Source organism: Vagococcus fluvialis, from assembly GCF_048815235.1.
Lineage (GTDB): Bacteria > Bacillota > Bacilli > Lactobacillales > Vagococcaceae > Vagococcus.
This window is the reverse complement of sequence record NZ_JBMEAO010000009.1, coordinates 99,173-122,970: the sequence shown is the minus strand read 5'-3', so window position 1 is coordinate 122,970 and position 23,798 is coordinate 99,173. Positions and strand designations below refer to the sequence as shown.

The following is a 23,798-nucleotide window of genomic DNA, read 5'->3' as shown; positions in this document are numbered from 1 at the left end:
AGTATGACATGTGGTGTCCTCCTTAGATTGTTCTTTCGCAATTTCATTCTAACGGATATCACATGTTTTTTTGTATAAAAAAACTGTTGATAGTTTTAAACTACCAACAGTAGAAATTATAGAGCCTTTTTTTTTAGTCTTTAGACCGATGTAGATAAGCATATAATTTGTTATGATTAGAGTATTAAAGTTTTAAGGAGTGAGTTTGTTGAGTATAGGATTATTAGTTATAACATTAAAATTCAGCATTGGTTTTTTATTGGCCATTATCTTAGGTATTTTGTTTAGACCTAAAGAAAAGAAAATAAAAAATAGTGTGATGACAGGAATTAAAATAGCAATCGTTTATTTCATTTTGTCGTTTAGTTATGTTTATTTTGTATTACCTTCACAATCATTAAATCAATTGATTTTTTATAATTTATTAGGGTTTATTTTAGGTAACCTGTTTTCATTTTTATCTTCCTTCACAGAAAATAATATTGTGACAGACGGAGAACAAAGAAACAAAAGATCTTTTACATTTCAGAAGAATGGTAAAAAATTATTAGGTATCTCTATTTTACTCATGGTATTATTTTTAATAAGTACACCTGTTATTAGAATTCTTAGTATTACTGAAATTTACGAAACAATACCAGTAAAAAAAGTTGAGCAGACAGAGGAATTGAAATCGACAAAAGAAACACCAATTGCAATGTCTACAAAAAGTGCTAGAAATAAAATGCAAAAAATGATGAGTAGTGTCCCTAATTATAGTGGTTACCAATTAGGAACGACGACAGCTCAATTGATTGACGGTGAATATGTCTATATTTCAGGATTAGAATACCGTGGCTTTTGGAAATGGAATAAATACAAAAAAGTTCCTGGGTATTTCAAAGTGAGTGCTACTGATATTAATGCGCAACCAGAATTTGTTGAAAAAGAAATGAAGTATGTTCCAAGTAGCTTTTTATGGCAAGATGCAGAACGCAAGATTTATGCGAAATCATCTAACTATACAAGAATTGGAGCGGTTAACTTAGAAATAGGAAATGATGGAACTCCGTATTACGTTCAAAGTTTGTATAAAGAATACGGGCTTAGTGGGAAAAAACGATACGATAGTTTTAAAACAGCTGTTCTAAATAGTGTGACAGGGGAAACTAAAGTCTATGATTTAAAAGATGTTCCTGAAGAAATCGATGCCCCGTTAACAAGTGCCGTAGCTAGTAGTATGAATAATTATTACGGAAAATATGGTAAGGGCTGGTTGAATAGTTTATTTTCTAAAGATGATGTTAAGATACCAACAACCAATGGAATTTATTCATCTGGTGCTGTAACGCCGCTTGTTTCTAAAACAGGAGAATTACTTTACTTTACAGATTTTACTAGTGATGATGAAAAACAAGATAGTGCTTTAGGTTACAGTTTAATTAATGCTAGAACAGGAACTATGGAGTTTTATAGAGACACAAAAGGGATGATGGATAGTGATGGCGCAATAGCTATTTCTGAAAAGATTTATCCAGAGAAAAAATGGGAAGCGAAAATGCCGATTCTTTATAATATCGAAGGTGTTCCAACTTGGATTATTTCCTTATTAGATACAAATGGTATTTTTAAAGGATACGTTTATATTTCTGCAACAGACAGTGACATCTTAGTTGATGGAACAGATGCAGAAAAAACATTACAAGCTTATAAAATGAAATTAAGTCTAAAAGGAAGCAATAACAAAAATACTGAAGTTGGCGATTTAGTAGACGTTTCAGGTGTTGTAACTCGAGTGAATCAATTTGTGGTTGATGGTAATCAAACTGTTTCATTTATGCTTGAAAATGATGATAAAGTCTATCGTATTAGTACAAGCAACAATGTTTATAGTATGTTTTTAAAAGATGGCGATAAAGTATCTTTTAGTGCTGATAAAACCAAAGACGATGCATTAATCACAATTGAGGATATTGTGATTGAAAATTTAACACCAACCGAATAGTAGAGAAGACTGCATGATTGCAGTCTTTTTTTGTAAAGTTCAATTAAAAAGTTGAAAGCCTTACCAATCAAAGTTAAGATATAAGTGAATAATGTGAAAGAAGGTCATTCTCAATGGAAAAACCTAATATTTTATTTATTTTAACAGACCAACAAAGAAAAGATACCTTGTCGGCATATGGACAATTAATCAGTGAAACACCTCATTTAGATAAACTATCTGAAGAGAGCGTGGTGTTTGAAAATGCTTATACAACATGTCCTATTTGTACACCAGCCAGAGCAACTATCCAAACTGGTCTTTATCCAATTCATCATGGCATGATTACTAATTCTTATAATTATGGCAACATGGTACAAGAATTAGCAGATACAGCTTTACTATTAAGTAGAAGACTTGAAGCGATTGGTTACACACCTGGCTATACAGGAAAGTGGCATTTAGGAACTGGTGTGAACAATGTAAAAAATGATTGGTATATTCAACAGTATATGGGGGATATTGAATTTGCAGAGTTTAAATTAAAAAACGATTCAGTTCCAACTCACCATGGTTATCAAGGAGATGATTTTCCCGGTCATGGGTTTGGTGGTTATATTTATGATGAATACAAAGAGTATTTAAAAGAAAAAGACTTAACCTTAGAGTTTGGAGAAATCATTAAAGGTCACTACGGGGACCATCAAGCAGCAGCTATTTTAAGTGGGATTGAAACTTCCATTGAGCACTTTTTAATTGAAAGAACAAAAACTTTAATTGATTCTTTTGAAGAAGGCAAACCGTGGTACTTTCAGTTAAATTTCTGGGGACCACATGAGCCTTATTATGCACCAAAAGAATTTGTTGAGTTGTATGAAGATAAGTCTATCGAACCTTGGCAAAATTTTTCAGGGGATAGTCCAAACAAACCAAAAATCCATCAAGTTAAAAAAGGAAATATTACCTCTTTTGAAGATGTCGAACCGTTTGTAAAATACTATTTTTCTTGTGTCAGTCATATTGATTATCAGATTGGCCGTTTACTAGATTATTTAAAAGACAAAGGGATTTATGATGAGACAATGGTTATATTCAGTGCAGATCACGGTGAATCACTAGGTATTCATGGTGGCTTATGTGATAAAGCTTTATTTATGTACGAAGAAACATGTAGTATTCCATTATTTATAAAAAAACCATTTCAGGATAGTAAAAAACAAGTATTCGAGTTAGTTTCTAATGTGGATTTGTATTCAACTATTTTAAATTATGCCGGTTACAGTCCAGAAGAAAGTCAAAGAGATGGTCAATCTTTAAAACCATTGCTTGAAGACCAACCAGTTGAATGGCGAGATACAGTGGTAACAGAATGCTCAGGTATTGGAAGTATTTTATATTCTCAGAGAATGATCAGAAAAAAAGAGTATAAATATATTTTTAATGCAGGTGATACGGATGAATTGTATGATCTAAATAATGATCCTTATGAGTTAATTAATCAAATTGATAACAAAGAATATCACGAGATTCTTTCTGATATGAAGTTAAGCTTATTAGAATGGATGGAAACAAATAATGATAATCTTATTAATGAATATCGGTTATTAGCATTAAGATAACATATGTTTTATGAAAAAAATAATTGACTTTTTTTACCTTGAGATGTAAAGTATTTGTTGGGCACCCTAGAAATAGGGTCAGAAGTGAACGAAAATAAGTGCTCCCTTATTCTAAATGGAATAGGGGAGTTTTTTGTTTTTTCTAAGTTTCTCCAAACTAGAAAGAAAGAGGGATAAATCATGACAAAATATATTTTCGTAACAGGTGGCGTAGTCTCATCAATTGGTAAAGGAATTGTAGCAGCATCCTTAGGAAGACTACTAAAAAATAGAGGCCTTAAAGTAACTATTCAAAAATTTGATCCGTATATTAATGTGGATCCAGGTACAATGAGTCCTTATCAACATGGAGAAGTATTTGTCACAGATGATGGAGCTGAGACAGATTTAGACTTAGGACATTATGAGCGTTTTATTGATATTAACTTAAATCAGTATTCTAATGTGACAACAGGAAAAGTTTATTCTGAAGTTCTAAAAAAAGAACGTAGAGGAGATTATTTAGGAGCAACGGTACAAGTCATTCCTCATATTACCAATGAAATTAAAGATAAAATCATGCGTGCAGCAACTACTACAGATGCTGATATTATTATTACCGAGGTTGGAGGAACTGTTGGGGATATTGAGTCATTACCATTTCTAGAAGCCTTACGACAAATGAAAGCTGAAGTTGGAAACGATAATGTTATGTATATACATACAACTTTGATTCCTTATTTAAATGCTGCAGGTGAAATGAAAACTAAACCAACTCAGCATAGTGTTAAGGAACTTAGAAGCTTAGGGATTCAACCTAATTTATTAGTACTTAGATCTGAGTATCCATTAAGTGAAGGAACAAAAGAAAAATTAGCTCAGTTTTGTGATGTTAAAAAAGAAGCGGTTATTGAATCTTTAGATGTAGATACGTTATATTCAATTCCATTAAATTTACAAGCTCAAGGAATGGACCAAATTGTGTGTGACCATTTAAAAATAGAAGCACCTGAAGCAGATATGACAGAATGGAAACAGCTTGAAAATAAAGTACTAAATCTTAGCAAACGAGTACGAATTGGATTAGTTGGAAAATATGTGGAATTGCCAGATGCTTATCTATCAGTAGTAGAAGCCCTTAAACATGCAGGATTTAACCATGACAGCGATATTGATATCAAATGGATACAAGCTGAAGACCTTACATCAGATAATGTTGCAGAAGCTTTAAAAGACGTTGCAGGGATTTTAGTGCCAGGAGGATTTGGTGATCGTGGTTTAGAAGGAAAAATTGAAGCTATTCGTTTTGCTAGAGAAAATGATGTGCCATTCTTAGGTATTTGTTTAGGAATGCAAATGGCCTGTGTGGAATTTGCTAGAAATGTTTTAGGATTAAAAGAGGCTCATTCAGCAGAGACTAATCCTAATACGTCAGACAAAATCATTGATTTGATGACTGACCAAGAGAATGTTGAAAACCTAGGTGGTACTTTAAGATTAGGTTTATATCCTTGCGAGATTAAAGCAGGAACTAAAACAGCAGAAGTTTATCATAATCAATCTGTTGTTATGGAGCGTCATCGCCATCGTTATGAGTTTAATAATGAGTATCGCGACTTATTTGAAGCTAAGGGCTGGACTTTTTCTGGACTTTCTCCTGATGGTAAGTTAGTTGAGATTGTAGAAATGACTGATAAGAAGTTTTTTGTAGCTTCACAATTTCATCCTGAATTAATTTCACGACCAACACGTCCACAAAGTTTATTTAATGGGTTTATCGAAGCGTCTTTAAATAGTTAATTTAATCTATATTTAAGAGGATAAATCATGAGAAAGCTGTTCTTTTTAGTGATGAGTAGATAAAAAATGGTATACTATGATTATAAAAAATCAGGAGGTTTTTATTTATGAGTTTTATGAGTCCAAGTTTGGAGAATTTTTTAGATGAAGGTCTAAATGATTTAAAGGAAAAAGGGTTATATTCAACAATTGATACTCTTGATGGTGCTAATGGCCCAGAAATTATGATTGATGGGAAGAAAAAAATTAACTTAGCATCAAATAACTATTTAGGATTTGCCACTCATCCTGAATTAATTCAAGCGGCTAATGACGCAACAGAAAAATACGGTGTTGGAGCTGGTGCTGTTAGAACTATTAACGGAACACTTGCAATCCACCGTGAATTAGAAGAGCGCATTGCTAAATTTAAAGGAACTGAAGCAGCGATTGCTTTCCAATCAGGATTTAACTGTAACATGGGGGCTATTTCTGCTGTTATGAATAAAGAAGATGCTATTCTTTCAGATAGCTTAAATCATGCTTCTATTATTGATGGGTGTCGTTTATCACGAGCTAAAATTATTCGTGTTGAACACTCAGATATGAAAGATTTAGAAGAAAAAGCAAAAGCAGCTGTTGAAAGTGGCCTTTATAAAAAAATCATGTATATTACTGACGGTGTCTTTTCAATGGACGGCGATGTAGCTAAAATGCCAGAAATTATGGAGATTGCTGAGAAATATAATTTAATTGTCTATGTTGATGATGCTCATGGTTCTGGTGTTTTAGGTGGTGGAGCTGGAACTGTCAAAGAGTTTGGTCTTTCAGACAAAGTAGATTTCCAAATGGGAACATTATCTAAAGCGATTGGTGTTGTTGGAGGTTATGTTGCAGGATCTCAAAAATTAATTGATTGGTTAAAATCTCAAGCAAGACCATTTCTATTTTCAACTTCTTTAACTCCAGGAGCTTCTGCTGCAGTTATTAAAGCCATTGACTTAATGGAGTCAGACTCAAGCCATGTGGAGAAATTATGGGAGAATGCTAATTACTTTAAAGCAGAGCTTAAAAAAATTGGTTATGATATTGGTCAATCTGAAACACCGATAACTCCAGTTATTTTAGGGGACGAAAAATTAGCACAATCTTTTGCGAAACGATTAATTGAAGAAGGTGTCTATGTTAAACCAATCGTCTTCCCAACAGTCCCATTAGGAACTGGACGTGTGAGAAATATGCCAACAGCAGCTCATACAAAAGAAATGCTTGATAATGCAGTAGCTATTTATGAAAAAGTTGGTAAAGAAATGGGAATCATTTAGTTAATTGTAAAGGTGGAAAATCATGGAAAGAATTATTGTAACAGGTTGTTTAGGACAAATAGGTTCTGAATTAGTGACGCGTTTAAGAGAAGAAAAAGGAAACGATAATGTTTTAGCAACAGATATTAGAAGACCAGAAGGACATCCAGTTGTTGAAAATGGTTTGTTTGAAACTTTGGATGTGTTAGATGAAGACAGAATGCTTGAACTTGCAACTGAGTTTAAAGCAGATACGATGATTCATTTAGCTTCATTATTATCTTCTGTTGCTGAGGATAAACCGCAAGTTGCTTGGCATATTAATATGACAGGGTTAACTAACGCCCTTGAAGTTGCCAGAAAACTAGACTTACAATTTTTTACACCAAGTTCAATTGGTGCTTTTGGAACAGAAACACCTAAAATCAACACACCACAAGATACATTACAACGACCAAAAACAATGTATGGTATCACAAAAGTAGCTGGTGAGTTGCTATGTGATTATTATTATTCGAAATTTGGTGTTGATACACGTGGGGTTAGATTCCCAGGTTTAATTTCATATGATACGCTACCAGGTGGTGGAACAACAGATTATGCTGTTGAAATTTATTATGAAGCATTGAAAACAGGAAGCTATGTTTGTCCAATTGGTAAAGGTACTGTCATGGATATGATGTATATGCCTGATGCCATTGACGCTATTATTACATTAATGGAAGCTCCAGCTGATAAGTTAGTTCATCGCAATGCTTTTAATATTTCAGCCATGTCATTTGACCCTGAAGGCATTAAAGAAAGTATTCAAAAGGTATTACCTGAATTTACAATGACCTACGACGTTAATCCTAAATTACAAGGAATTGCTGATTCTTGGCCAGACACATTAGATTGTGTTGCTGCTAAAACAGAATGGGCATTTGCTCCTAAATACGATTTAGATAAGATGACTGAGGATATGTTAGAAAAATTAAAAATTAAACTAGAAGTGAAGTAATTAAAAAAGAGGGGATACTATATCCCACTCTTTTTTTGTGAGGAAGCTATTATTTAAAAAGAACGATAGTTATCAGTTGGCAGTATGAACTATTTCCTTTATAATAGTTTCTTGAATAATTAATGGAGGGATCAACATGAAGAAAATTGGATTTGATTCTCAAAAGTATATTGAAGAACAGTCAAAATATATTCTTGAGAGAGTAAATAATTATGACAAGTTGTATCTAGAGTTTGGAGGCAAACTGATTGGTGATAAACACGCAAAACGAGTGTTACCAGGGTTTGATGAGGACTCAAAAATTAAGATCCTTCAAAAATTAAAAGATCAAGCAGAAGTTATTATTTGTGCCTACGCAGGAGACATTGAACGTAATAAAATCCGTGGTGATTATGGTATTACTTATGATATGGATATTCTAAAATCAATTGATGAATTTACAGAATATGGTTTAAAAGTTAATAGTGTTTTAATCACACGCTACAGTGGACAGCCAGCTACAAAAGTATTCATTAATAAATTAGAAAAAAGAAATATTAAAGTTTATACACATGAAGCCATTGAAGGATATCCATACAATATTGATCAAATTGTAAGTGATGAAGGATTTGGTAAAAATCCTTATATTCCTACAACAAAACCTATTGTTGTTGTAACAGCACCAGGAGCTGGTAGTGGAAAGTTAGCGACTAGTTTAAGCCAAATCTATCATGAGAGTAAACTTGGCCGTATTGCAGGTTATTCTAAGTTTGAAACTTTCCCAGTTTGGAATGTTCCATTAAAACATCCTTTAAATATTGCTTATGAAGCAGCAACCGTTGATTTGAAAGACGTTAACTTAATTGATTCATATCATTATGAAGCATATGGTGAGGTGGCTGTTAATTACAATCGTGATATTGAAACATTCCCTGTGATTAAACGTATTATTGAGAGAATTACTAATCAAGAATCAGTGTTTAAATCACCAACTGATATGGGTGTTAACCGAGTTGGATTTGGGATTATTGATGACGAAGTGGTTAGAGAAGCTTCTAAAGAAGAAATTATTCGTCGTTGCTTTGATACAGAGTGTTTCCATAAACGTGGAATGGTTGACGATGATGTTGTTAGCCGTATTCAAGTGATTATGGAAGAGATGGAACTCAAGAAAGAAGATAGACATCCAGTTATTCCAGCAAGAAATTATGCTACTAAGTTAAAAGAAGAACAGACAGAAATAGGATTAGCGCCAGTTTCAGTGATGGCTTTTGAACTACCTGATGGGAAAATCATTACAGGTCGCTCAACTGATTTAATGGATTCTTCTGCTGCTGCTATTTTAAATTCAATTAAATACTTAGCTAATATTGCAGATGAAATTTTATTATTATCACCAGTTATCTTAGAAACGATTCGTAAAATGAAGGATGTTGATCTACACAGCAAGATTACAGCACTTAATGCAAATGAAGTATTAATTGCTTTATCAATTAGTGCCGTGACTAATCCAACAGCTCAAATAGCTTATGAAAAACTATCTTCATTAGAGGGAACTCAAGCTCATTCGACAGTTATGTTGAATAAAGATGATGAACAGATATTAAAACGTTTAGGAATGGATATTACAAGTGATCCAATTTTCCCATCTGAGAATTTATTTTATATTTAAGAAGTAATTAGAAAGGACTATTCTGAAAGGGTAGTCCTTTTTTTGTAAAAGGAGATTATCAATGGAAATTATTCAATTTGGTGGCACTAAAAAAGAACAAACAGAGTTAGCTCAATTAGTTTTGAGTGGTGAAAAATATGCTACTTCTTCATTAAAAGAGTTACAAAAAATAGAGGGAAACTTAGCTAGTCAAGTAGGAGATTTGTGGGAAATTAGAGATGGAGAGAATAAACAGGTATGCCTTGTCGAAGTAACCGAAGTTTATAATAAACCCTTTGGTGAAATTGAGGAGGCTTTTGCAGTTGCAGAAGGAGATGGAACTTACATTAATTGGTTTAACATTCATAATAAGTATTATGGAGAAAAGTTAAAGAATTACGGAGTTTCTTTAGATAAAGAGACAATATTAGAGTGTGTATTCTTTAAAGTTAAAAAATAAGGAGAAAATCGATTGAAAATTAAAAAAAATTAATATAAATAAAAATGTTATTTTAATAAACTAACATTTTTTATTTTTCTTAAAAATACTAAAACGTTTTAATCGTATTTGTGAACTTTTGATTAAAATGAAAAATTATCCGAAATATTTATATAAAAGAAAAAATGAAATTTATTTCAAAAAATACCTAACATTTTTTCTTATATTGTTAAAAATTAGACAAAGTTGTTTTTTTTAACAAACTTATTAGACGAATTAATTAGATATATTTCTCATATGAAAAGCGTTTTCAATTATTAGAAAAAATATAAACGTTTTAATAATTAAGTTATAGAACTTTTGAATATATATATAAGAAATTGTTATAAGTATTAAAAGAGTTGTGTTTGTGAATTTTTAGACAGTTATTTAACTTTTGTTTTGAAGACGTTAATTGTAATAAATATAAATAGTACCTTTTAATTTGATGATTTAGATATATACTTGTGAGGTGAAACACATTCAATATATTTTCGGCAGTTCTTTAGTCGTTGTTACATGGATAAATTAATTATAGATTTTATTAATGAGTCTTTTAACTTTTTGATTTAATTAGTTTTAGTGAAAAAAATAACTTTAGTACATTCAATAGATAAGTTATTTCTTAAATTAGTTAAATACATTAATAAAAGTTTTCAATGGCATTGATTTTTAATAATATTCAGTTAATTTTTTATGAAAAACTAACTAATAATCCCATGATCTCTAGTAAGTTTAGTAATAATAAAACCTTACAAATTAAAACTGATATTATTGTTATATTATAGTTCCCCATTAATATAAAGATGAGATATCCCAAATTATTTATTATACCATCTTTGCTAAACATTGATAATCTAGCTAATAAATGAATATTATCTAGTATATAGATCATTTTTTCTCTCTCTTTGATAAAAAAATTAAATCTAAGGTTAAGCTATTATATTTCTATCATTTTAAATCCTAACAAAAAGAACTAACCTAAAATTATTGAAAATAAAGAAACAAAATTATCTTAAATTTTGTTTCTTTTAATGAATAATTGAAAGTAATCGCAATATTACTACTAATAAAAATAAAAAGGATTCGAAATTAACTATTTCGAATCCTTTTTACATTATTATTTTATTGATAAATGGCTTTAATAGGATCCATTTTTGCTGCATTTACAGCAGGTATAACACCGAATACTAAACCAATTGCTGCTGAAATACCAGCAGACATGAGGGCCATTTGAGGACTGACAATTGCTTTAACATCAGGAATCACTGCTGAAATTAAGTTAGCAATACCAGAACCAAGTAGAACACCGATAACACCACCAATTAGTGTGATAAAGGCAGCTTCTAATAAAAATTGAATTAGAATGTTGGAAGGTTTAGCTCCAATCGCACGTCTAATTCCGATTTCACGTTTTCTCTCAGAGACTGAAACATACATAATATTCATAACGCCAATACCACCAACAAGTAGTGAAATAGCAGTGATGAATAAAAGCCCCGTAATAACAGCTTGTAGCATGTCTTCCATTTGTTTACGGAATGTTTCATTACTACGATCTTCTTCAAAATTACCAACCAATTGTGGGTGGTAATCTTTAAGTAGAGCATTAGCTTCTTCAATAACCATCATACGATCAGCATCCGTTTTAGTTTTTAATTTAATAGCGTTGATTGGCTTATTTTTAGCTAAATCATTATAAGCTTTTTTAGGAATGGTATTACTAAAAATAGAACCATCTGTAATCATTTCATCCATGTTAACTTTCTTTTTAACGCCTATAACTTGGAATTTTTGTCCATCAACGTCTATTGCTTTGCCAATAATGTCTTTAGGATGTTTAATATTTAAACCGTAAAGCATCGTATCATAGGCTAAAACAATTCGATTTTTATCTAAATCTGATGTTGAAAAATCAGCCCCATGAATGACGTTAGGATCAGGTTTTGTATAAGCTTGTATTTCACCACCAGATTGTGTTTCAAAGAAGGAGATATTTCCTTGGATAGATTCTGTATTACCGAACCCAAATCCATAATCAGCGCTAATATTATCCACACCGTCAAGTTTTCTAAGCATCTTTAAATCTGACATACTAAATGCAAACTCATCAAAACTTTGACTAGCAACAGCCGTTTCATCCTCAGCGTCAACTCGGTAAATTAAACGAATCGTATCAGCATTCGTTGATTCAAGTAACTCTAAACTACTTTGCTTCATTCCTTCACCAATGGCTGAAACGGTTACTACGGCAGTAATACCAATGATAATTCCAACCATGGTTAGAAAAACACGCAATTTATGAGCTTTTAAACTTAAGAAAGTACTTAATAATAAATTTTTAAGCATTATTAAATTCCTCCTCACTTAAGAAAATACCATCGCGCATGTAAACTACTCGAGAGGCATATTTTTTCATGTCATTATCGTGGGTTACCATGACAATAGTTTTACCTTCTTTATTTAAATCCGTTAAAATGTTCATGATGTCAGCACTTGTTTCACTATCTAGAGCGCCTGTAGGTTCATCTGCCATAATTAATAAAGGCTCATTGACTAAAGCACGAGCAATAGCAACACGTTGTTGTTGACCACCTGATAGCTCGGTTGTTTTAGAATTTTCTTTACCTTCTAAGCCAACGAGTTGTAAATAATGTTCAGCAATCTTTTTACGTTTATTTTCTTTTTTCTGTCCTTCATAAACCATAGGCAATTCAACATTTTGAGAAACATTGAGAGATTGAATTAAGAAAAATTGTTGGAAAATAAAACCAATGTATTTATTTCTTAAATCAGATTTTTGGTTTTCAGTTAACTGAGAAACATCTTTCTCGTCAAATATATAAGTTCCATCAGTTGTTTGATCTAGAAAACCAATGATATTCATTAATGTGGTTTTACCACTTCCAGATTTCCCCATAATCATTAAAAATTCGCCACGTTCAATGGTTAGATTCAAGTTCTTTAAAACGTGTAATTGATTTTTTCCAACTGGATAGTATTTATTTATATCAGTCATTTCAATTAGAGGAGAAGAGGAAGAGAGTATTTCTTCTTGTTTAATGTCTTCCGTCATGTTATTTCATCTCCTCTGGTATTTCAGCACCCATAGTATCTAATAATTCACCATTCTTTAATTCTTTATCAGATTTAACGATAATCTTATCTAAGCCTTCTAAGCCGCTTGTTACAACAATCATGCCTTCATCATTAGCTTTTTCAGCTACTTCAATATCTTTTCTTAAAACAGTTCCGAAGTCATCTACGAAAACATATTTTTTCTTATCTTTTTCATCAGTGTGAATAGCAGATTCAGGGATTTCAATTTTCTTATCATCTAATTTAATAGAAGATTGAACATGGAAACCAGTTTTGATATCTTTACCATCTTTTAGTGTTAATTTAACTGTATAAGTTGATAAAGCACCACTACCACTAGATTGAGAAGCACCGTTTGCTGAAGCTTGACTAGTCGTTGGTGAGTTTGAAATATAAGTGATTTCACCTTTATAAACTTTATTATCAGCAATTGTTCTTACTTCAGCAGGTTGACCTACTTTGATTTTACTAAGGTCACGTTCGTTGACTTCACCTTCTACATAAAAATCATTTGATGTTAAAGTCATAATCGCACTATCTCTATTTTGTTCTTGAGCAATAGTCACTTGTCCTTTAAATGGTGCTAGGACTTGATTGACTTGCTTGCTATATAGTTCATCAATTTGGCTTTGTAATTGGCCCATTTTAATATCATAACTATTGATATCGTATTTTAAAGCGATACTTTCTTGAGATGGAGCAGCAGCAGCTGGTTCACCTTCACCAGTTGTGGCAGAGCCTAATTCATTGATTTCTAACTGCATTTGACGAGCAGCTTTTTCTTTTTCAGCTTGAGTTGATTCAATTTGGAATTTTAACTCAGTGATTTGATTACTACTTGTTTCATCCACATATTGATAAAGAACAGCATCTTTTTCAACATTGTCTCCGTTCTTAACGTTTAAATCACCTAACTTACCTAAAGCAGGATCTTTAATAAACTCTTTTGACTCTGTGGGAGTCACGATACCGTTAATAAAAACTTGTTCCACATCTTCAACAGCGAAGTATTCGATGTTTGATTCTGCCATTGGTGCTTCTTTAGGTTTTCCTCCAAACAATAATTTAAACCCTACAAACAAAATGACAAGTATTGCTACAACGGCAATAATGATTTTCTTTTTCTTTGACATGATATAATAACTCCTTTTATTTTTTATACTATTTAATTCTATCTTAAAAGAAGATACTTTAACATCAGACGTAAGACCTAAAAATGACTTAGGAATCAGTCTAAATACTGATTCCTAAGTCATTTGATGTCTATTATGATTTTTTTCTTATTTTTTCTAATAATTTATGTGCTATTTGAGTATTCATTTTAGATTCAGCTCTCAATAGGTTTGCTAATTCTTTTATTTCTTCCTCTTTTGCACCAACCTGTATGGCTAAAGAGCTTGCATGTAAACTCATATGTCCCTTTTGGATACCATCACTGACTAATGCTTTTAAAGCAGCCAAATTTTGAGCTAAACCAACACAAATAATAATACGAGCTAGCTCTTCAGAACTAGAAACATTTAATAACTCTAAATTGGCTTTAGCCATTGGTAATACCGAAATCGCACCACCAACAGTTCCAACTGCCATAGGTAAAGTAAGTGAACCAACTAGTTTATTATCAACTAGTTGCCAATCTGTCATTCCTTGGTAGCGACCACTCCGGCTAGCATAAGCATGAGCGCCAGCTTCAACAGCGCGAGGATCATTTCCAGTTGCTATAACAACTGAATCTATCCCATTCATAATGCCTTTGTTATGTGTAGCAGCACGATATGGATCTAGTTTTGAATAAAGAGTAGCTTCTACAATCTTTTCTGCTATTTCTTGGCCAGTAAAAGAAGAAGTAGCTAAACGATCAACCTCTATGTCGCAAGTAGCACTTACTAAAGCTTCAGTGTTGTAATTACTTAGAATTGACATTAAAGGAGTTCCTGTAGTTAAATCAGCTAGAAAAGGAGTGACACCTTCTAAAATAGTGTTGATAATATTAGCACCCATAGCGTCTTTAGTTTCTATTTTCAAATAGATTGTAAGAAACTGTTTATCAGTGAGCAGTGGATCTGAAATAATGGTAGTCTCAATACTTTTTAATCCACCACCACGTTTATGAATAGAAGGGTGGGCTTGTTTAGCTAAATCAAAAAGTATGTCTGATTGTTCTTCAATATCTTTTTTAGCTTGGTCGATAGAAGGAACGTCTTTTAGAATAATTTGTCCGATTAACTCACGACTGATTACAGAAGTTTTAAAGCCACTAGAACCAACTATTTTAGCCGCATTACTACAAGCTGCAATGACTGAAGGTTCTTCAACCACCATAGGAATAACTCTTTCAATGCCATCAATAGTAAAATTAAGAGCGACTCCTTGTGGTAAATGAAATTGCGTGATTTGATTTTCAATTAAAGAATCAGCTACATCATTTGCTAATAAAGTATTATCTGTAAATAGCTGTTTTGATTCAGAAGAAATCTTTTCAGTTTGAGATAAAAAATCAAGTCTTTCTAATCGAGTTTTTTGATAGAATTTTTTTTCTTTGTTAACCATCTTAAAACTCCTTATTGCCTTTGACTGTAATGTCTTTGATGATCTGTAATGCTTGATAAGTAGAATAAGCTCTTATCGTATTTAGCTTCACTTAGAGGATGAGTTCCATCTGTTTTAGGTAACTCTTTATTGAAAATGGCTTCGTATTCTTCAATCGATAAATCATAGCGCTCGTCTAACATAGCGATATGTTCTTCTTTCATTAAGAAGTTTTCGTAACCAGGTACCAATCTTCCAGAGAAAATTTCACCGACAGCACCAGATCCGTAACTAAAGAAACCAATCAAATCATTTTCTTTTAAAGTATTATCTGAATGGTCTAATAAAGACATAAGACTTAAATAAAGAGAACCAGTATAAATATTACCAATATTTTTTGTGTAATCAGTAGATAAGTCATAGTTTTTAAGTAACTCAGTTGCTAATTCTTCTGATTCATTTTCTAAAACTGGAAGAAGAGCTTTACGTCCCATTTTGCTATAAGGTAAATGGAAGCAGAAGGCGCTAAAATCAGATAATGAATGATTAGTTCTATTTTTATATTCTTCCCAAATAGTTGTAAAGAAATTAACGTAAGCTTCATTTGAATACTTACCGTCAACAATTGCTGTATCACGGTAGTTCGGTCTCCAAAAATCAAAAATACTCTCAGTCATGGCAACAGAAGTATCGTCTAATGCTAAAATTCTTGGATTTTCACTAATAAGAAGTGCGATAGCTCCTGCACCTTGAGTTACTTCACCAGATGTATTTAGACCGTATCTCGAAATATCTGAACCAATTACTAATGCTTTTCTACCAGGATGGGCTTTAATATAGTCTTTAGCCATCATTAACCCTGCAGTAGCTCCGTAACAAGCTTGTTTCACTTCAACTGATTTTGCAAAGGGATGGATATTTAGTAGTTGATGAATGAATGCAGCAGATGATTTAGATTCATCAATACCAGTTTCTGTTCCAACCACAATTAAATCAATAGTCTCTAAATCTTCTTTATCAAGAATTGGAAATGCTGCGTTAGCTCCCATAGAAACTGTATCTTGTGTAATAGTAGGAACAGCCATTTTGGATTGTCCAATACCAATGGTAAATTTATTTGGATCAATCCCACGTTTGTTAGCCAAGGTTACTAAATCAATATATGTATTTGGCGTAAAGAAATTCATTTTATCTATTCCAATCATCTATAACACTCCTAATAATATTATTAACCTTTGTCATTTTATCATAGATTCGAATAAGACTATAGAAAACCCAGTAAGTTTCTAAATACTTAAATGATTCTTTAGAAACATTGAAAAAGACAATGAGAATAGAAAGTTATTTCATTTCATTTACATAAATAAAAAAGACTGATCACTAGGATCAGTCTTTTGTGTTACGTTATTATTCTGCAGCTTTTTCAGTAATAACTTCTGGTTCAGCTGGAGTTGCAGCTGTTTCATCATCTTCAGATGGTGCAGCCATTTCAACAACAGTACAGATTTGCTCTTCAGCATCTGTTACAATAGTGAATCCGTCTTGTTTAGGTAAATCGCCAATTACTAAAGAATCACCAATCGCCATTTCAGTAATGTCTACTTCAACACGCTCAGGTAATTTATCAGGAGTAGCTGATACTGTTACTGCGTATAAGTTTTGCTCAAGAACTCCACCAGCTTTAACGCCTTTAGGTGTTCCAACTAATGTTAATTCTGCTTCAACTTCAACTTCTTCATTCATATCTACTGCTAAGAATTGAGCATGAATCCATTCTCTTGAAAAAGTATCTAATTGATAGTCTTGTAATAAAGTACTAATTTTTTGACCATCTAAATCTAAAGTGTACACAGCGTTTAATCCATTTTCACGGATAGCTTTGTCTAATTCATGGGCATCAACTGAAAATGAAATATTTTCTTTTTTGTTACCATGAACAGCACTTGGTACTCTTCCTTCTGCTCTTAACTTTGTACGGATAGAACGAGGTCTAACCGCTCTTTTTTCTGCTTTTAATACTACTGACATAAATAATCTTCCTCCTTTAGAATAAAATCTTCATTCGGTTCGTTATTTAGTTCTGCAGTGTTAACCGAGAATTGAGCCTGTCGATTATCATGCGCTTAAAAAATGAATGTCAGCATTTTTTAAGTGACGAACCATAAACTTACAAATTGATTAGGCGATTTTAATCGAATAGAAAAAGATATTCAAAATTAAAACAACAGAATTTCATACTTAGACACTCTGTTACTTGCCTGCTCATCATGGTTCAAAAAACCACACTATAATATAAGCTTATGTACTAACCATACTTCTTATCCGATAAAAGGTCAAGTAATAACTTTATATTTTATTTTTAATAACTTTCGTCTTTTTTATTTTTATGAAAAAGGACTAAATAAATATTTAGAAACTAATTGTTCAGTAGCAACTATTGAATCATTATGAGTACGTTCAAAAGCGTGACTAGCTTCGATTCCAGCGCCAATTAAACCATGTTTGACATCAGCTCCAGCACGCATTGCAGCAGAAGCATCACTTCCGTAGAATGGATAGATATCTAATTGATACGGAATATTATTATCTTCGCAAAGAGTGACGAAATGATTTCTAAGACCAAGGTGATAGGGGCCACTGCCGTCTTTAACACAAATCGAAACTGTATATTCATCTGTTTGTTGGTCGTCACCCATAGCTCCCATGTCAACAGCAAGGTATTCTACGACACGTTCGTCAATATTTGAATTACCTCCGTATCCAATTTCTTCATTGTTAGAGAAGAAGAAGTGTGTTGTGTAAGGCAAGGTCTTTTTAGATTGGCTTAGCTCAATTAAAAATTGAATCAAAATAGCAGCACTTACTTTGTCATCTAAATGACGTGATTTAATAAAACCAGATTCAGTAATTTCAGTACGGGGATCAAAACTAATAAAATCGCCTACTTGAATACCTAAATTTTGTGTGTCTTCTTTTGAAAAAGTTTTTTCATCAAGACGAACTTCCATATTATCTTGATTTCTCTCAGCCGTACCAGCATCTTTATAGACGTGGACACTTGTTTGATGCATTAATATAGTCCCAGTTATCTCTTTTCCAGATTGAGTATGAATCGTACAATATTCTCCCTCAATCGAGTTGTATCTAAAGCCACCAATCAAATCTAATTTTAGTCGTCCATCTGGTTTAATAGCTCTAACCATAGCGCCTAATGTATCGATGTGTGCAGTGATAAAACGGTGGTTGTTATTGTCTTCTCCAGGAACTGTTACAATAAGGCTTCCTTTTCTATTTTTCTGTCCTTCATAACCATGTTCTTTTAAAAGAGAATCAATGTGATTAATAATAGTAGTTGTATTCCCAGTAGGAGATGGGATGTTTGTTAGTGTTTCCACCAATTTGATAGTTGATAAAGTCATAATAAAACAACGCCTTCTTTCTTATATATATCTATAAGATTAGAATAAGAAACAAAAGTAAGCAAGAAAAAAACATCTTTACCAAAGTTTCTCTGTCGAAATGAGAGGGGAATTTTAGTAGAGATGTTTTATTTGTTTAAGTTGTTAATGTTTCAGCATCATCATTTGCTTCTAAACTAATACTAAATTTCAGTAATAGTGGAGAAATTAAGGTTGTAATGATAATTGAAGCAATAACGACAGTAAAGAATGTATCAGAGATGTATCCTAATTCTTGTCCAATTTTTGCGACAATTAAAGCCATTTCACCACGAGATACCATACCAGAACCGATGATAAAAGCAGATTTACGATTAACTTTCATTAAACGAGAGGCAATATAACCACCAACAAGTTTTGTTGTAATAGCACCAATTGAAAGAATTAAAATTAACCAGAATTGAGTAAATAACGCCTCGATGTGGATACCTAATCCAATGGAAACAAAGAATATTGGAATAAACAAACTATTACCAATTGTATCTAAATCAGCTTCAATTTCATGACTAGATTCGTGAGTAGACAACATAACACCGATGAAGAATGCACCGATAATATCACTTAATCCCATTTCTTCAGCAAAGATAGTGAAGGCAAAACATAAGACTAATGCCATAGCAGTTTTTGCTTTAACGGCACTCATTTTTGAAGCCATATTCATAACAGGTTTGATAAGGTATTTAGCAACTAAGTAAACAATAACGAAGAATAGTATTTTCTTACCAATTAAGTCCCAAAGCATAGGAGTAGTAAAACCTATTTCAGCATCAAAATTAATGACTGCTGTAAAAATACTAATTAGTAAAACAACGAAAGTATCATCTAAAATGGCGGCGCCTAGAGTGATAGCTCCTGCTTCGTTATCAAGGTAGTCGTACTCTTTGAGTACTTGAACGGTAATGCTTAGTGAGGTGGCACTGAAGATAATGCCTAAAAAGAGTGATTCTGGAGTTCCCATGCCAAGAAGTTGGCCTAGAATGGTAATGAAGATAAATGGGACTAAGACACCAAATGTAGCAACCATAACGGCTGGCTTTAAGTATCGTTTGAGTAATCCCAAATCGCTTTCTAATCCGACTAAAAACATAAGAAGTATAATTCCTATTTCAGCAAATAGATGAATCCCTTCCGTTTCTCGTACGAGATTAAAGAGTGCAGGTCCAATGATAAGTCCAACCATTAATTCTCCAAAGACGACTGGAAGATTAAGCTTGTTACAGAGATGTCCTGCGATTTTTGTTCCGAGTAAAATAAAGATGACCATTTTCAATAATTCAAAGGTCAAAAACATCCTCTCCTTCTATATTTTATTTTTGGTACATTATTATAATAACAAAAAATAAAATTACATAGCAATTTTTATGCACTGAAAATTAAAATAAAATGTGGAAATAAAAAACAGTCACTTATTTAGCGACTGTTTCTATAAACGTATTGAGGATTTTCTTTCATTACTTTTTTATATTGTTTATGTTTGTAACTTTTTTCATCCCAGAGCATTAACCAAATCATCGTAAGGGGAGTTAACACAATTAAAGCAGCTTGCCAACCAAGTGTACCTAAAATAATACCTAAAACTAAAACGATTAATAATAATGCATATCTTCTAATTGCTTCCATCTTCGACCACTCCTTAGGTGTTTAGAACGTTTGTTCGTATCTTTATTTTTATTATACAAACAAACGTTCTCTTTGTAAAGAAAAAAATAAAGCATTACGCTTTATTTTTTTAAATATGATTTCTGTAAAGGCCAACAACTTTACCTAATATTGAAACATCACTAAGAATGATTGGTTCCAGACTGTCATTTTCTGGTTGTAGTCTAATATGAGTTTCTTCTTTGAAGAATCGTTTACAAGTAGCTTCATTCTCATCTGTCATCGCAATAACGACATCGCCATTAGAAGCGTTAGCTTGTTTTCTAACAATGACGTGATCGCCATCAAAAATACCAGCATTGATCATACTTTCTCCACGGATAGTCAACATAAAGAGTGAATTCTCTTCGTATTTTAAATCTGGTGGTAATGGAAAGAAGTCTGATGCTTCTTCAACAGCTAAGATAGGTTCACCAGCTGTAACAACACCTAACATAGGGATAGTAGAAGGGCGAACACCAATAACATCTAATCCTTCTGCTGTTAATTCAATTGCTCTAGGTTTAGTAGGGTCTCTTAAAATTAGTCCTTTTTTTTCTAAACGAGATAAGTGTCCGTGAACAGTAGAAGTGGAAGACAAGTTAACAGCCTCGCCAATTTCTCGAACTGTTGGTGGATAACCACGTTCTTCGACTTGTTCATATATGTATTTTAAAACATCAACTTGTCTTGAAGATTGTTTTTTTGTCATAAGATTTCTCCATTTCTTTTTTTTGAGTGTAACATAATTGTGAATAAAAATCAAACGGGTGTTCGCTTTTTTAGAAAGGTAATTTATTGTGCTTTTATCTTGATTAAGCTAAAATTGAGAATGAATTAAAGGGAGGCATTTAATATGTTAAGTAAAGAAAAATTAGCAAGAATTAATGAATTAGCCAAAAAATCTAAAACGGCTGAAGGATTAACAACAGAAGAAAAAAGTGAACAACAGGATTTACGCCAAGAGTATCTAGAGAGATTTAGAGGCGGTATGCGTAATCATATTGAAGGCATGAAAGTAATGGATGATGAAGGAAACGATGTGACACCTGATAAATTAAAAGAAATCCAAAAAGAGAAAGGTCTACATGGTAGATAATTCTTTAAGAGACTGAAAAGAGCTTAAAAGAACTTGCTAAAAATACCGTTTCGAGGTAAAATACAATAAATAAAGGTAAATTAAACCTAAATAGGAGGATGTATTTTATGAAGTTTGATCAAGTAGATCAATTAGGCGTTAACACGATTCGTACATTAAGTTTAGACATGATTCAAAAAGCTAACTCAGGTCACCCTGGATTACCAATGGGTGCTGCACCAATGGCTTATACATTATGGACAAAACATTTAAAAGTAAATCCAGCAACATCAAGAAACTGGGCTGATAGAGACCGTTTTATTTTATCTGCTGGACATGGGTCTGCAATGTTATATAGTTTACTTCATTTATCTGGTTATAACTTACCAATGTCAGAGATTAAAAATTTCCGTCAATGGGATAGTTTAACACCAGGACATCCTGAAGTGTTACATACTGATGGTATCGAAGCAACAACAGGTCCTTTAGGTCAAGGGATTGCAATGAGTGTTGGTTTTGCAATGGCAGAAGCACATTTAGCAGCTACATATAACAAAGAGAACTTTAATATTGTTGATCACTATACTTACGCTTTATGTGGAGATGGTGACCTAATGGAAGGTATCTCTCAAGAAGCAGTCAGCTTAGCTGGTCATTTAAAATTAGATAAATTAATCGTTCTTTATGATTCAAATGATATTTCATTAGATGGTCCTTTAGATAAATCATTTAGTGAAGACGTTAAGGGTCGTTTTGAAGCAACTGGTTGGCAACATATTTTAGTAAAAGACGGTAACGATTTAGAAGCAATTTCTAATGCTATCGAAGAAGCTAAAAAAGAAACAAACAAACCAACAATTATTGAAATTAAAACAATTATCGGTTTTGGTGCTTCAAATCAAGGTACAAACAAAGTTCACGGTGCTCCATTAGGTGCTGAAGGAATTGAAGTAGCTAAAAAAGCTTACGGATGGGATTACCCAGAATTTACTGTACCTGAAGAAGTTCAAACTCGTTTTAAAGAAGATATGCTTGTTAAGGGAGCAGAAGCAGAAGCTAAATGGAACGAATTATTCGCTTCATATAAAGCTGAGTACCCAGAATTAGCAGCACAATTTGAAGAAGCCTTTAAAGGTGAGGTAACAGTTGATTTAGAAAAAGCATTACCTGTTTATGAAGTTGGAGATTCTTCAGCAAGTCGTATTACAAGTAAAGAAGCTATTCAAGAATTAGCTAAAGTAATGCCTAACTTATGGGGTGGATCAGCCGATCTTTCTTCATCAAACAATACAATGATTGCTGGAGAAAAAGACTTTGAACCAGGATCATATGAAGGCCGTAACATTTGGTTTGGTGTTCGTGAATTTGGAATGGCAGCAGCAATGAACGGTATTGCTTTACATGGTGGTACTCGCGTTTACGGAGCAACTTTCTTTGTATTTGTTGACTACTTACGTCCAGCAGTACGTTTATCAGCTATTCAAAAAGCACCTGTGACTTATGTGTTAACACATGATTCAGTGGCAGTTGGAGAAGATGGACCTACTCATGAGCCAATTGAACAATTATCAAGCTTAAGAAGTATGCCAAATGTTAACTTAATTCGTCCAGCTGATGGAAATGAAGTTTCAGCTGCATGGAAATTAGCAGCAACTTCAACTGAAACACCAACAGTTTTAGCTTTATCTCGTCAAAACTTACCAGTTTTAGAAGGAACTAAAGAAAAAGCTTATGAAGGTGTTGCACGTGGTGGTTATGTATTATCACCTTCAACAAGTGACGTACCAGCAGGGATTTTAATTGCAACTGGTTCTGAAGTGAATTTAGCAATGGAAGCTCAAAAAGAATTAGCTAAAGAAGGAATCGATGTATCAGTTGTATCAATGCCTTCAACAGCTATTTATGATGCACAAGATGCTTCATACAAAGAATCTGTTCTTCCAAAATCAGTTACTAAACGTGTTTCTATTGAGATGGGATCTACATTTGGATGGGAACGTTACACTGGTTTAGAAGGTAAAACACTAGGAATCGATCGCTTTGGTGCAAGTGCTCCAGGAAATACAGTTATCGAAAAATATGGTTTTACAGTAGAAAACGTAGTAAACACATTTAAATCTTTATAATCTTATAGAAAGTCAGACTGTGATAGTCTGACTTTTTTTGTGCGTAAAAATCAAGTAAGTCTCATGTAAACAAAAAGGGAAAACTTTACACTCTTTACGGAAGCTTTACTGAAAACTT

General features: G+C 32.8%; 19 protein-coding genes. 9 read left to right on the top strand and 10 right to left on the bottom strand.

Going from position 1 to position 23,798, the window contains the following annotated elements:
- The first annotated feature begins 208 nt into the window (after positions 1-208).
- From ACODH8_RS07690 to ACODH8_RS07660, 7 genes are all read left to right on the top strand, one after another.
- Positions 209-1,984 (top strand): DNA-binding protein, encoded by a 1,776-nt coding sequence (locus ACODH8_RS07690; protein ID WP_332464695.1) that lies wholly within the window; start codon positions 209-211, stop codon positions 1,982-1,984.
- Positions 1,985-2,097: 113 nt separating this feature from the next.
- Positions 2,098-3,582 carry a sulfatase-like hydrolase/transferase gene (locus ACODH8_RS07685; protein ID WP_332464696.1) on the top strand — a complete coding sequence of 495 codons (1,485 nt, stop codon included), beginning with the start codon at positions 2,098-2,100 and terminating at the stop codon, positions 3,580-3,582.
- Between the two features lie 180 nt (positions 3,583-3,762).
- The gene (locus ACODH8_RS07680; RefSeq protein WP_332464697.1) at positions 3,763-5,361 is read left to right on the top strand and encodes a CTP synthase; all 1,599 of its coding nucleotides are present in this window, start codon (positions 3,763-3,765) and stop codon (positions 5,359-5,361) included.
- A 116-nt stretch (positions 5,362-5,477) separates the two neighbouring features.
- Positions 5,478-6,665 (top strand): glycine C-acetyltransferase, encoded by a 1,188-nt coding sequence (locus ACODH8_RS07675; protein WP_332464814.1) that lies wholly within the window; start codon positions 5,478-5,480, stop codon positions 6,663-6,665.
- A 22-nt stretch (positions 6,666-6,687) separates the two neighbouring features.
- Positions 6,688-7,644 carry an L-threonine 3-dehydrogenase gene (locus ACODH8_RS07670; RefSeq protein ID WP_332464698.1) on the top strand — a complete coding sequence of 319 codons (957 nt, stop codon included), beginning with the start codon at positions 6,688-6,690 and terminating at the stop codon, positions 7,642-7,644.
- Positions 7,645-7,780: 136 nt separating this feature from the next.
- Complete coding sequence (locus ACODH8_RS07665; RefSeq protein ID WP_332464699.1) at positions 7,781-9,295, top strand: DUF1846 domain-containing protein; 1,515 nt, start codon at positions 7,781-7,783, stop codon at positions 9,293-9,295.
- A 61-nt stretch (positions 9,296-9,356) separates the two neighbouring features.
- A complete protein-coding gene (locus tag ACODH8_RS07660) occupies positions 9,357-9,734 on the top strand; it encodes an ASCH domain-containing protein (protein WP_332464700.1) in 378 nt (125 codons plus the stop codon).
- 1,143 nt (positions 9,735-10,877) lie between these two features.
- Here ACODH8_RS07660 and ACODH8_RS07655 read toward each other — a convergent pair.
- The 10 genes from ACODH8_RS07655 to lexA form a co-directional block, all read right to left on the bottom strand.
- Positions 10,878-12,101 carry an ABC transporter permease gene (locus ACODH8_RS07655; RefSeq protein ID WP_332464701.1) on the bottom strand — a complete coding sequence of 408 codons (1,224 nt, stop codon included), beginning with the start codon at positions 12,099-12,101 and terminating at the stop codon, positions 10,878-10,880.
- A complete protein-coding gene (locus tag ACODH8_RS07650) occupies positions 12,094-12,828 on the bottom strand; it encodes an ABC transporter ATP-binding protein (protein ID WP_332464702.1) in 735 nt (244 codons plus the stop codon). Before ACODH8_RS07650 ends, ACODH8_RS07655 begins: the two co-directional genes overlap by 8 nt.
- A 1-nt stretch (position 12,829) precedes the next feature.
- Positions 12,830-13,984 (bottom strand): efflux RND transporter periplasmic adaptor subunit, encoded by a 1,155-nt coding sequence (locus ACODH8_RS07645; protein WP_332464703.1) that lies wholly within the window; start codon positions 13,982-13,984, stop codon positions 12,830-12,832.
- A gap of 133 nt (positions 13,985-14,117) precedes the next feature.
- Positions 14,118-15,401, bottom strand: a complete 1,284-nt coding sequence (locus ACODH8_RS07640) for a hydroxymethylglutaryl-CoA reductase, degradative (protein WP_332464704.1) — start codon at positions 15,399-15,401, stop codon at positions 14,118-14,120.
- Positions 15,402-15,412: 11 nt separating this feature from the next.
- The gene (locus ACODH8_RS07635) at positions 15,413-16,585 is read right to left on the bottom strand and encodes a hydroxymethylglutaryl-CoA synthase (RefSeq protein ID WP_332464705.1); all 1,173 of its coding nucleotides are present in this window, start codon (positions 16,583-16,585) and stop codon (positions 15,413-15,415) included.
- Between the two features lie 202 nt (positions 16,586-16,787).
- Positions 16,788-17,408, bottom strand: coding sequence for a 50S ribosomal protein L25/general stress protein Ctc (locus tag ACODH8_RS07630; RefSeq protein ID WP_332464706.1), 621 nt, complete (start codon positions 17,406-17,408; stop codon positions 16,788-16,790).
- A gap of 356 nt (positions 17,409-17,764) precedes the next feature.
- Positions 17,765-18,799, bottom strand: a complete 1,035-nt coding sequence (locus ACODH8_RS07625) for a M42 family metallopeptidase (protein WP_332464707.1) — start codon at positions 18,797-18,799, stop codon at positions 17,765-17,767.
- 136 nt (positions 18,800-18,935) lie between these two features.
- Positions 18,936-20,123, bottom strand: a complete 1,188-nt coding sequence (locus ACODH8_RS07620; RefSeq protein ID WP_420517656.1) for a cation:proton antiporter — start codon at positions 20,121-20,123, stop codon at positions 18,936-18,938.
- Positions 20,124-20,248: 125 nt separating this feature from the next.
- Positions 20,249-20,458, bottom strand: coding sequence for a hypothetical protein (locus tag ACODH8_RS07615; protein ID WP_332464708.1), 210 nt, complete (start codon positions 20,456-20,458; stop codon positions 20,249-20,251).
- A 109-nt stretch (positions 20,459-20,567) separates the two neighbouring features.
- Complete coding sequence (gene lexA / locus ACODH8_RS07610) at positions 20,568-21,188, bottom strand: transcriptional repressor LexA (protein WP_332464709.1); 621 nt, start codon at positions 21,186-21,188, stop codon at positions 20,568-20,570.
- A 144-nt stretch (positions 21,189-21,332) separates the two neighbouring features.
- On the opposite strand from lexA, the gene ACODH8_RS07605 reads away from it, so the two are divergent.
- Positions 21,333-21,575, top strand: a complete 243-nt coding sequence (locus ACODH8_RS07605) for a DUF896 family protein (protein WP_332464710.1) — start codon at positions 21,333-21,335, stop codon at positions 21,573-21,575.
- A 107-nt stretch (positions 21,576-21,682) separates the two neighbouring features.
- Positions 21,683-23,680, top strand: coding sequence for a transketolase (gene tkt / locus ACODH8_RS07600; protein ID WP_420517655.1), 1,998 nt, complete (start codon positions 21,683-21,685; stop codon positions 23,678-23,680).
- Positions 23,681-23,798: the final 118 nt, after the last annotated feature.

What these genes read in the sequence shown, in the direction of transcription:
- ACODH8_RS07650 (WP_332464702.1), bottom strand. Translation starts at nt 12,828, where the DNA reads ATGACGGAAGACATTAAACAAGAAGAAATACTCTCTTCCTCTTCTCCT.
- ACODH8_RS07660 (WP_332464700.1), top strand. Translation starts at nt 9,357, where the DNA reads ATGGAAATTATTCAATTTGGTGGCACTAAAAAAGAACAAACAGAGTTA.
- ACODH8_RS07675 (WP_332464814.1), top strand. Translation starts at nt 5,478, where the DNA reads ATGAGTCCAAGTTTGGAGAATTTTTTAGATGAAGGTCTAAATGATTTA.
- ACODH8_RS07605 (WP_332464710.1), top strand. Translation starts at nt 21,333, where the DNA reads ATGTTAAGTAAAGAAAAATTAGCAAGAATTAATGAATTAGCCAAAAAA.
- lexA (WP_332464709.1), bottom strand. Translation starts at nt 21,188, where the DNA reads ATGACAAAAAAACAATCTTCAAGACAAGTTGATGTTTTAAAATACATA.
- ACODH8_RS07680 (WP_332464697.1), top strand. Translation starts at nt 3,763, where the DNA reads ATGACAAAATATATTTTCGTAACAGGTGGCGTAGTCTCATCAATTGGT.
- ACODH8_RS07665 (WP_332464699.1), top strand. Translation starts at nt 7,781, where the DNA reads ATGAAGAAAATTGGATTTGATTCTCAAAAGTATATTGAAGAACAGTCA.
- ACODH8_RS07625 (WP_332464707.1), bottom strand. Translation starts at nt 18,799, where the DNA reads ATGACTTTATCAACTATCAAATTGGTGGAAACACTAACAAACATCCCA.
- ACODH8_RS07670 (WP_332464698.1), top strand. Translation starts at nt 6,688, where the DNA reads ATGGAAAGAATTATTGTAACAGGTTGTTTAGGACAAATAGGTTCTGAA.
- ACODH8_RS07685 (WP_332464696.1), top strand. Translation starts at nt 2,098, where the DNA reads ATGGAAAAACCTAATATTTTATTTATTTTAACAGACCAACAAAGAAAA.
- ACODH8_RS07655 (WP_332464701.1), bottom strand. Translation starts at nt 12,101, where the DNA reads ATGCTTAAAAATTTATTATTAAGTACTTTCTTAAGTTTAAAAGCTCAT.
- ACODH8_RS07640 (WP_332464704.1), bottom strand. Translation starts at nt 15,401, where the DNA reads ATGGTTAACAAAGAAAAAAAATTCTATCAAAAAACTCGATTAGAAAGA.
- ACODH8_RS07635 (WP_332464705.1), bottom strand. Translation starts at nt 16,585, where the DNA reads ATGATTGGAATAGATAAAATGAATTTCTTTACGCCAAATACATATATT.
- ACODH8_RS07615 (WP_332464708.1), bottom strand. Translation starts at nt 20,458, where the DNA reads ATGGAAGCAATTAGAAGATATGCATTATTATTAATCGTTTTAGTTTTA.
- tkt (WP_420517655.1), top strand. Translation starts at nt 21,683, where the DNA reads ATGAAGTTTGATCAAGTAGATCAATTAGGCGTTAACACGATTCGTACA.
- ACODH8_RS07645 (WP_332464703.1), bottom strand. Translation starts at nt 13,984, where the DNA reads ATGTCAAAGAAAAAGAAAATCATTATTGCCGTTGTAGCAATACTTGTC.
- ACODH8_RS07630 (WP_332464706.1), bottom strand. Translation starts at nt 17,408, where the DNA reads ATGTCAGTAGTATTAAAAGCAGAAAAAAGAGCGGTTAGACCTCGTTCT.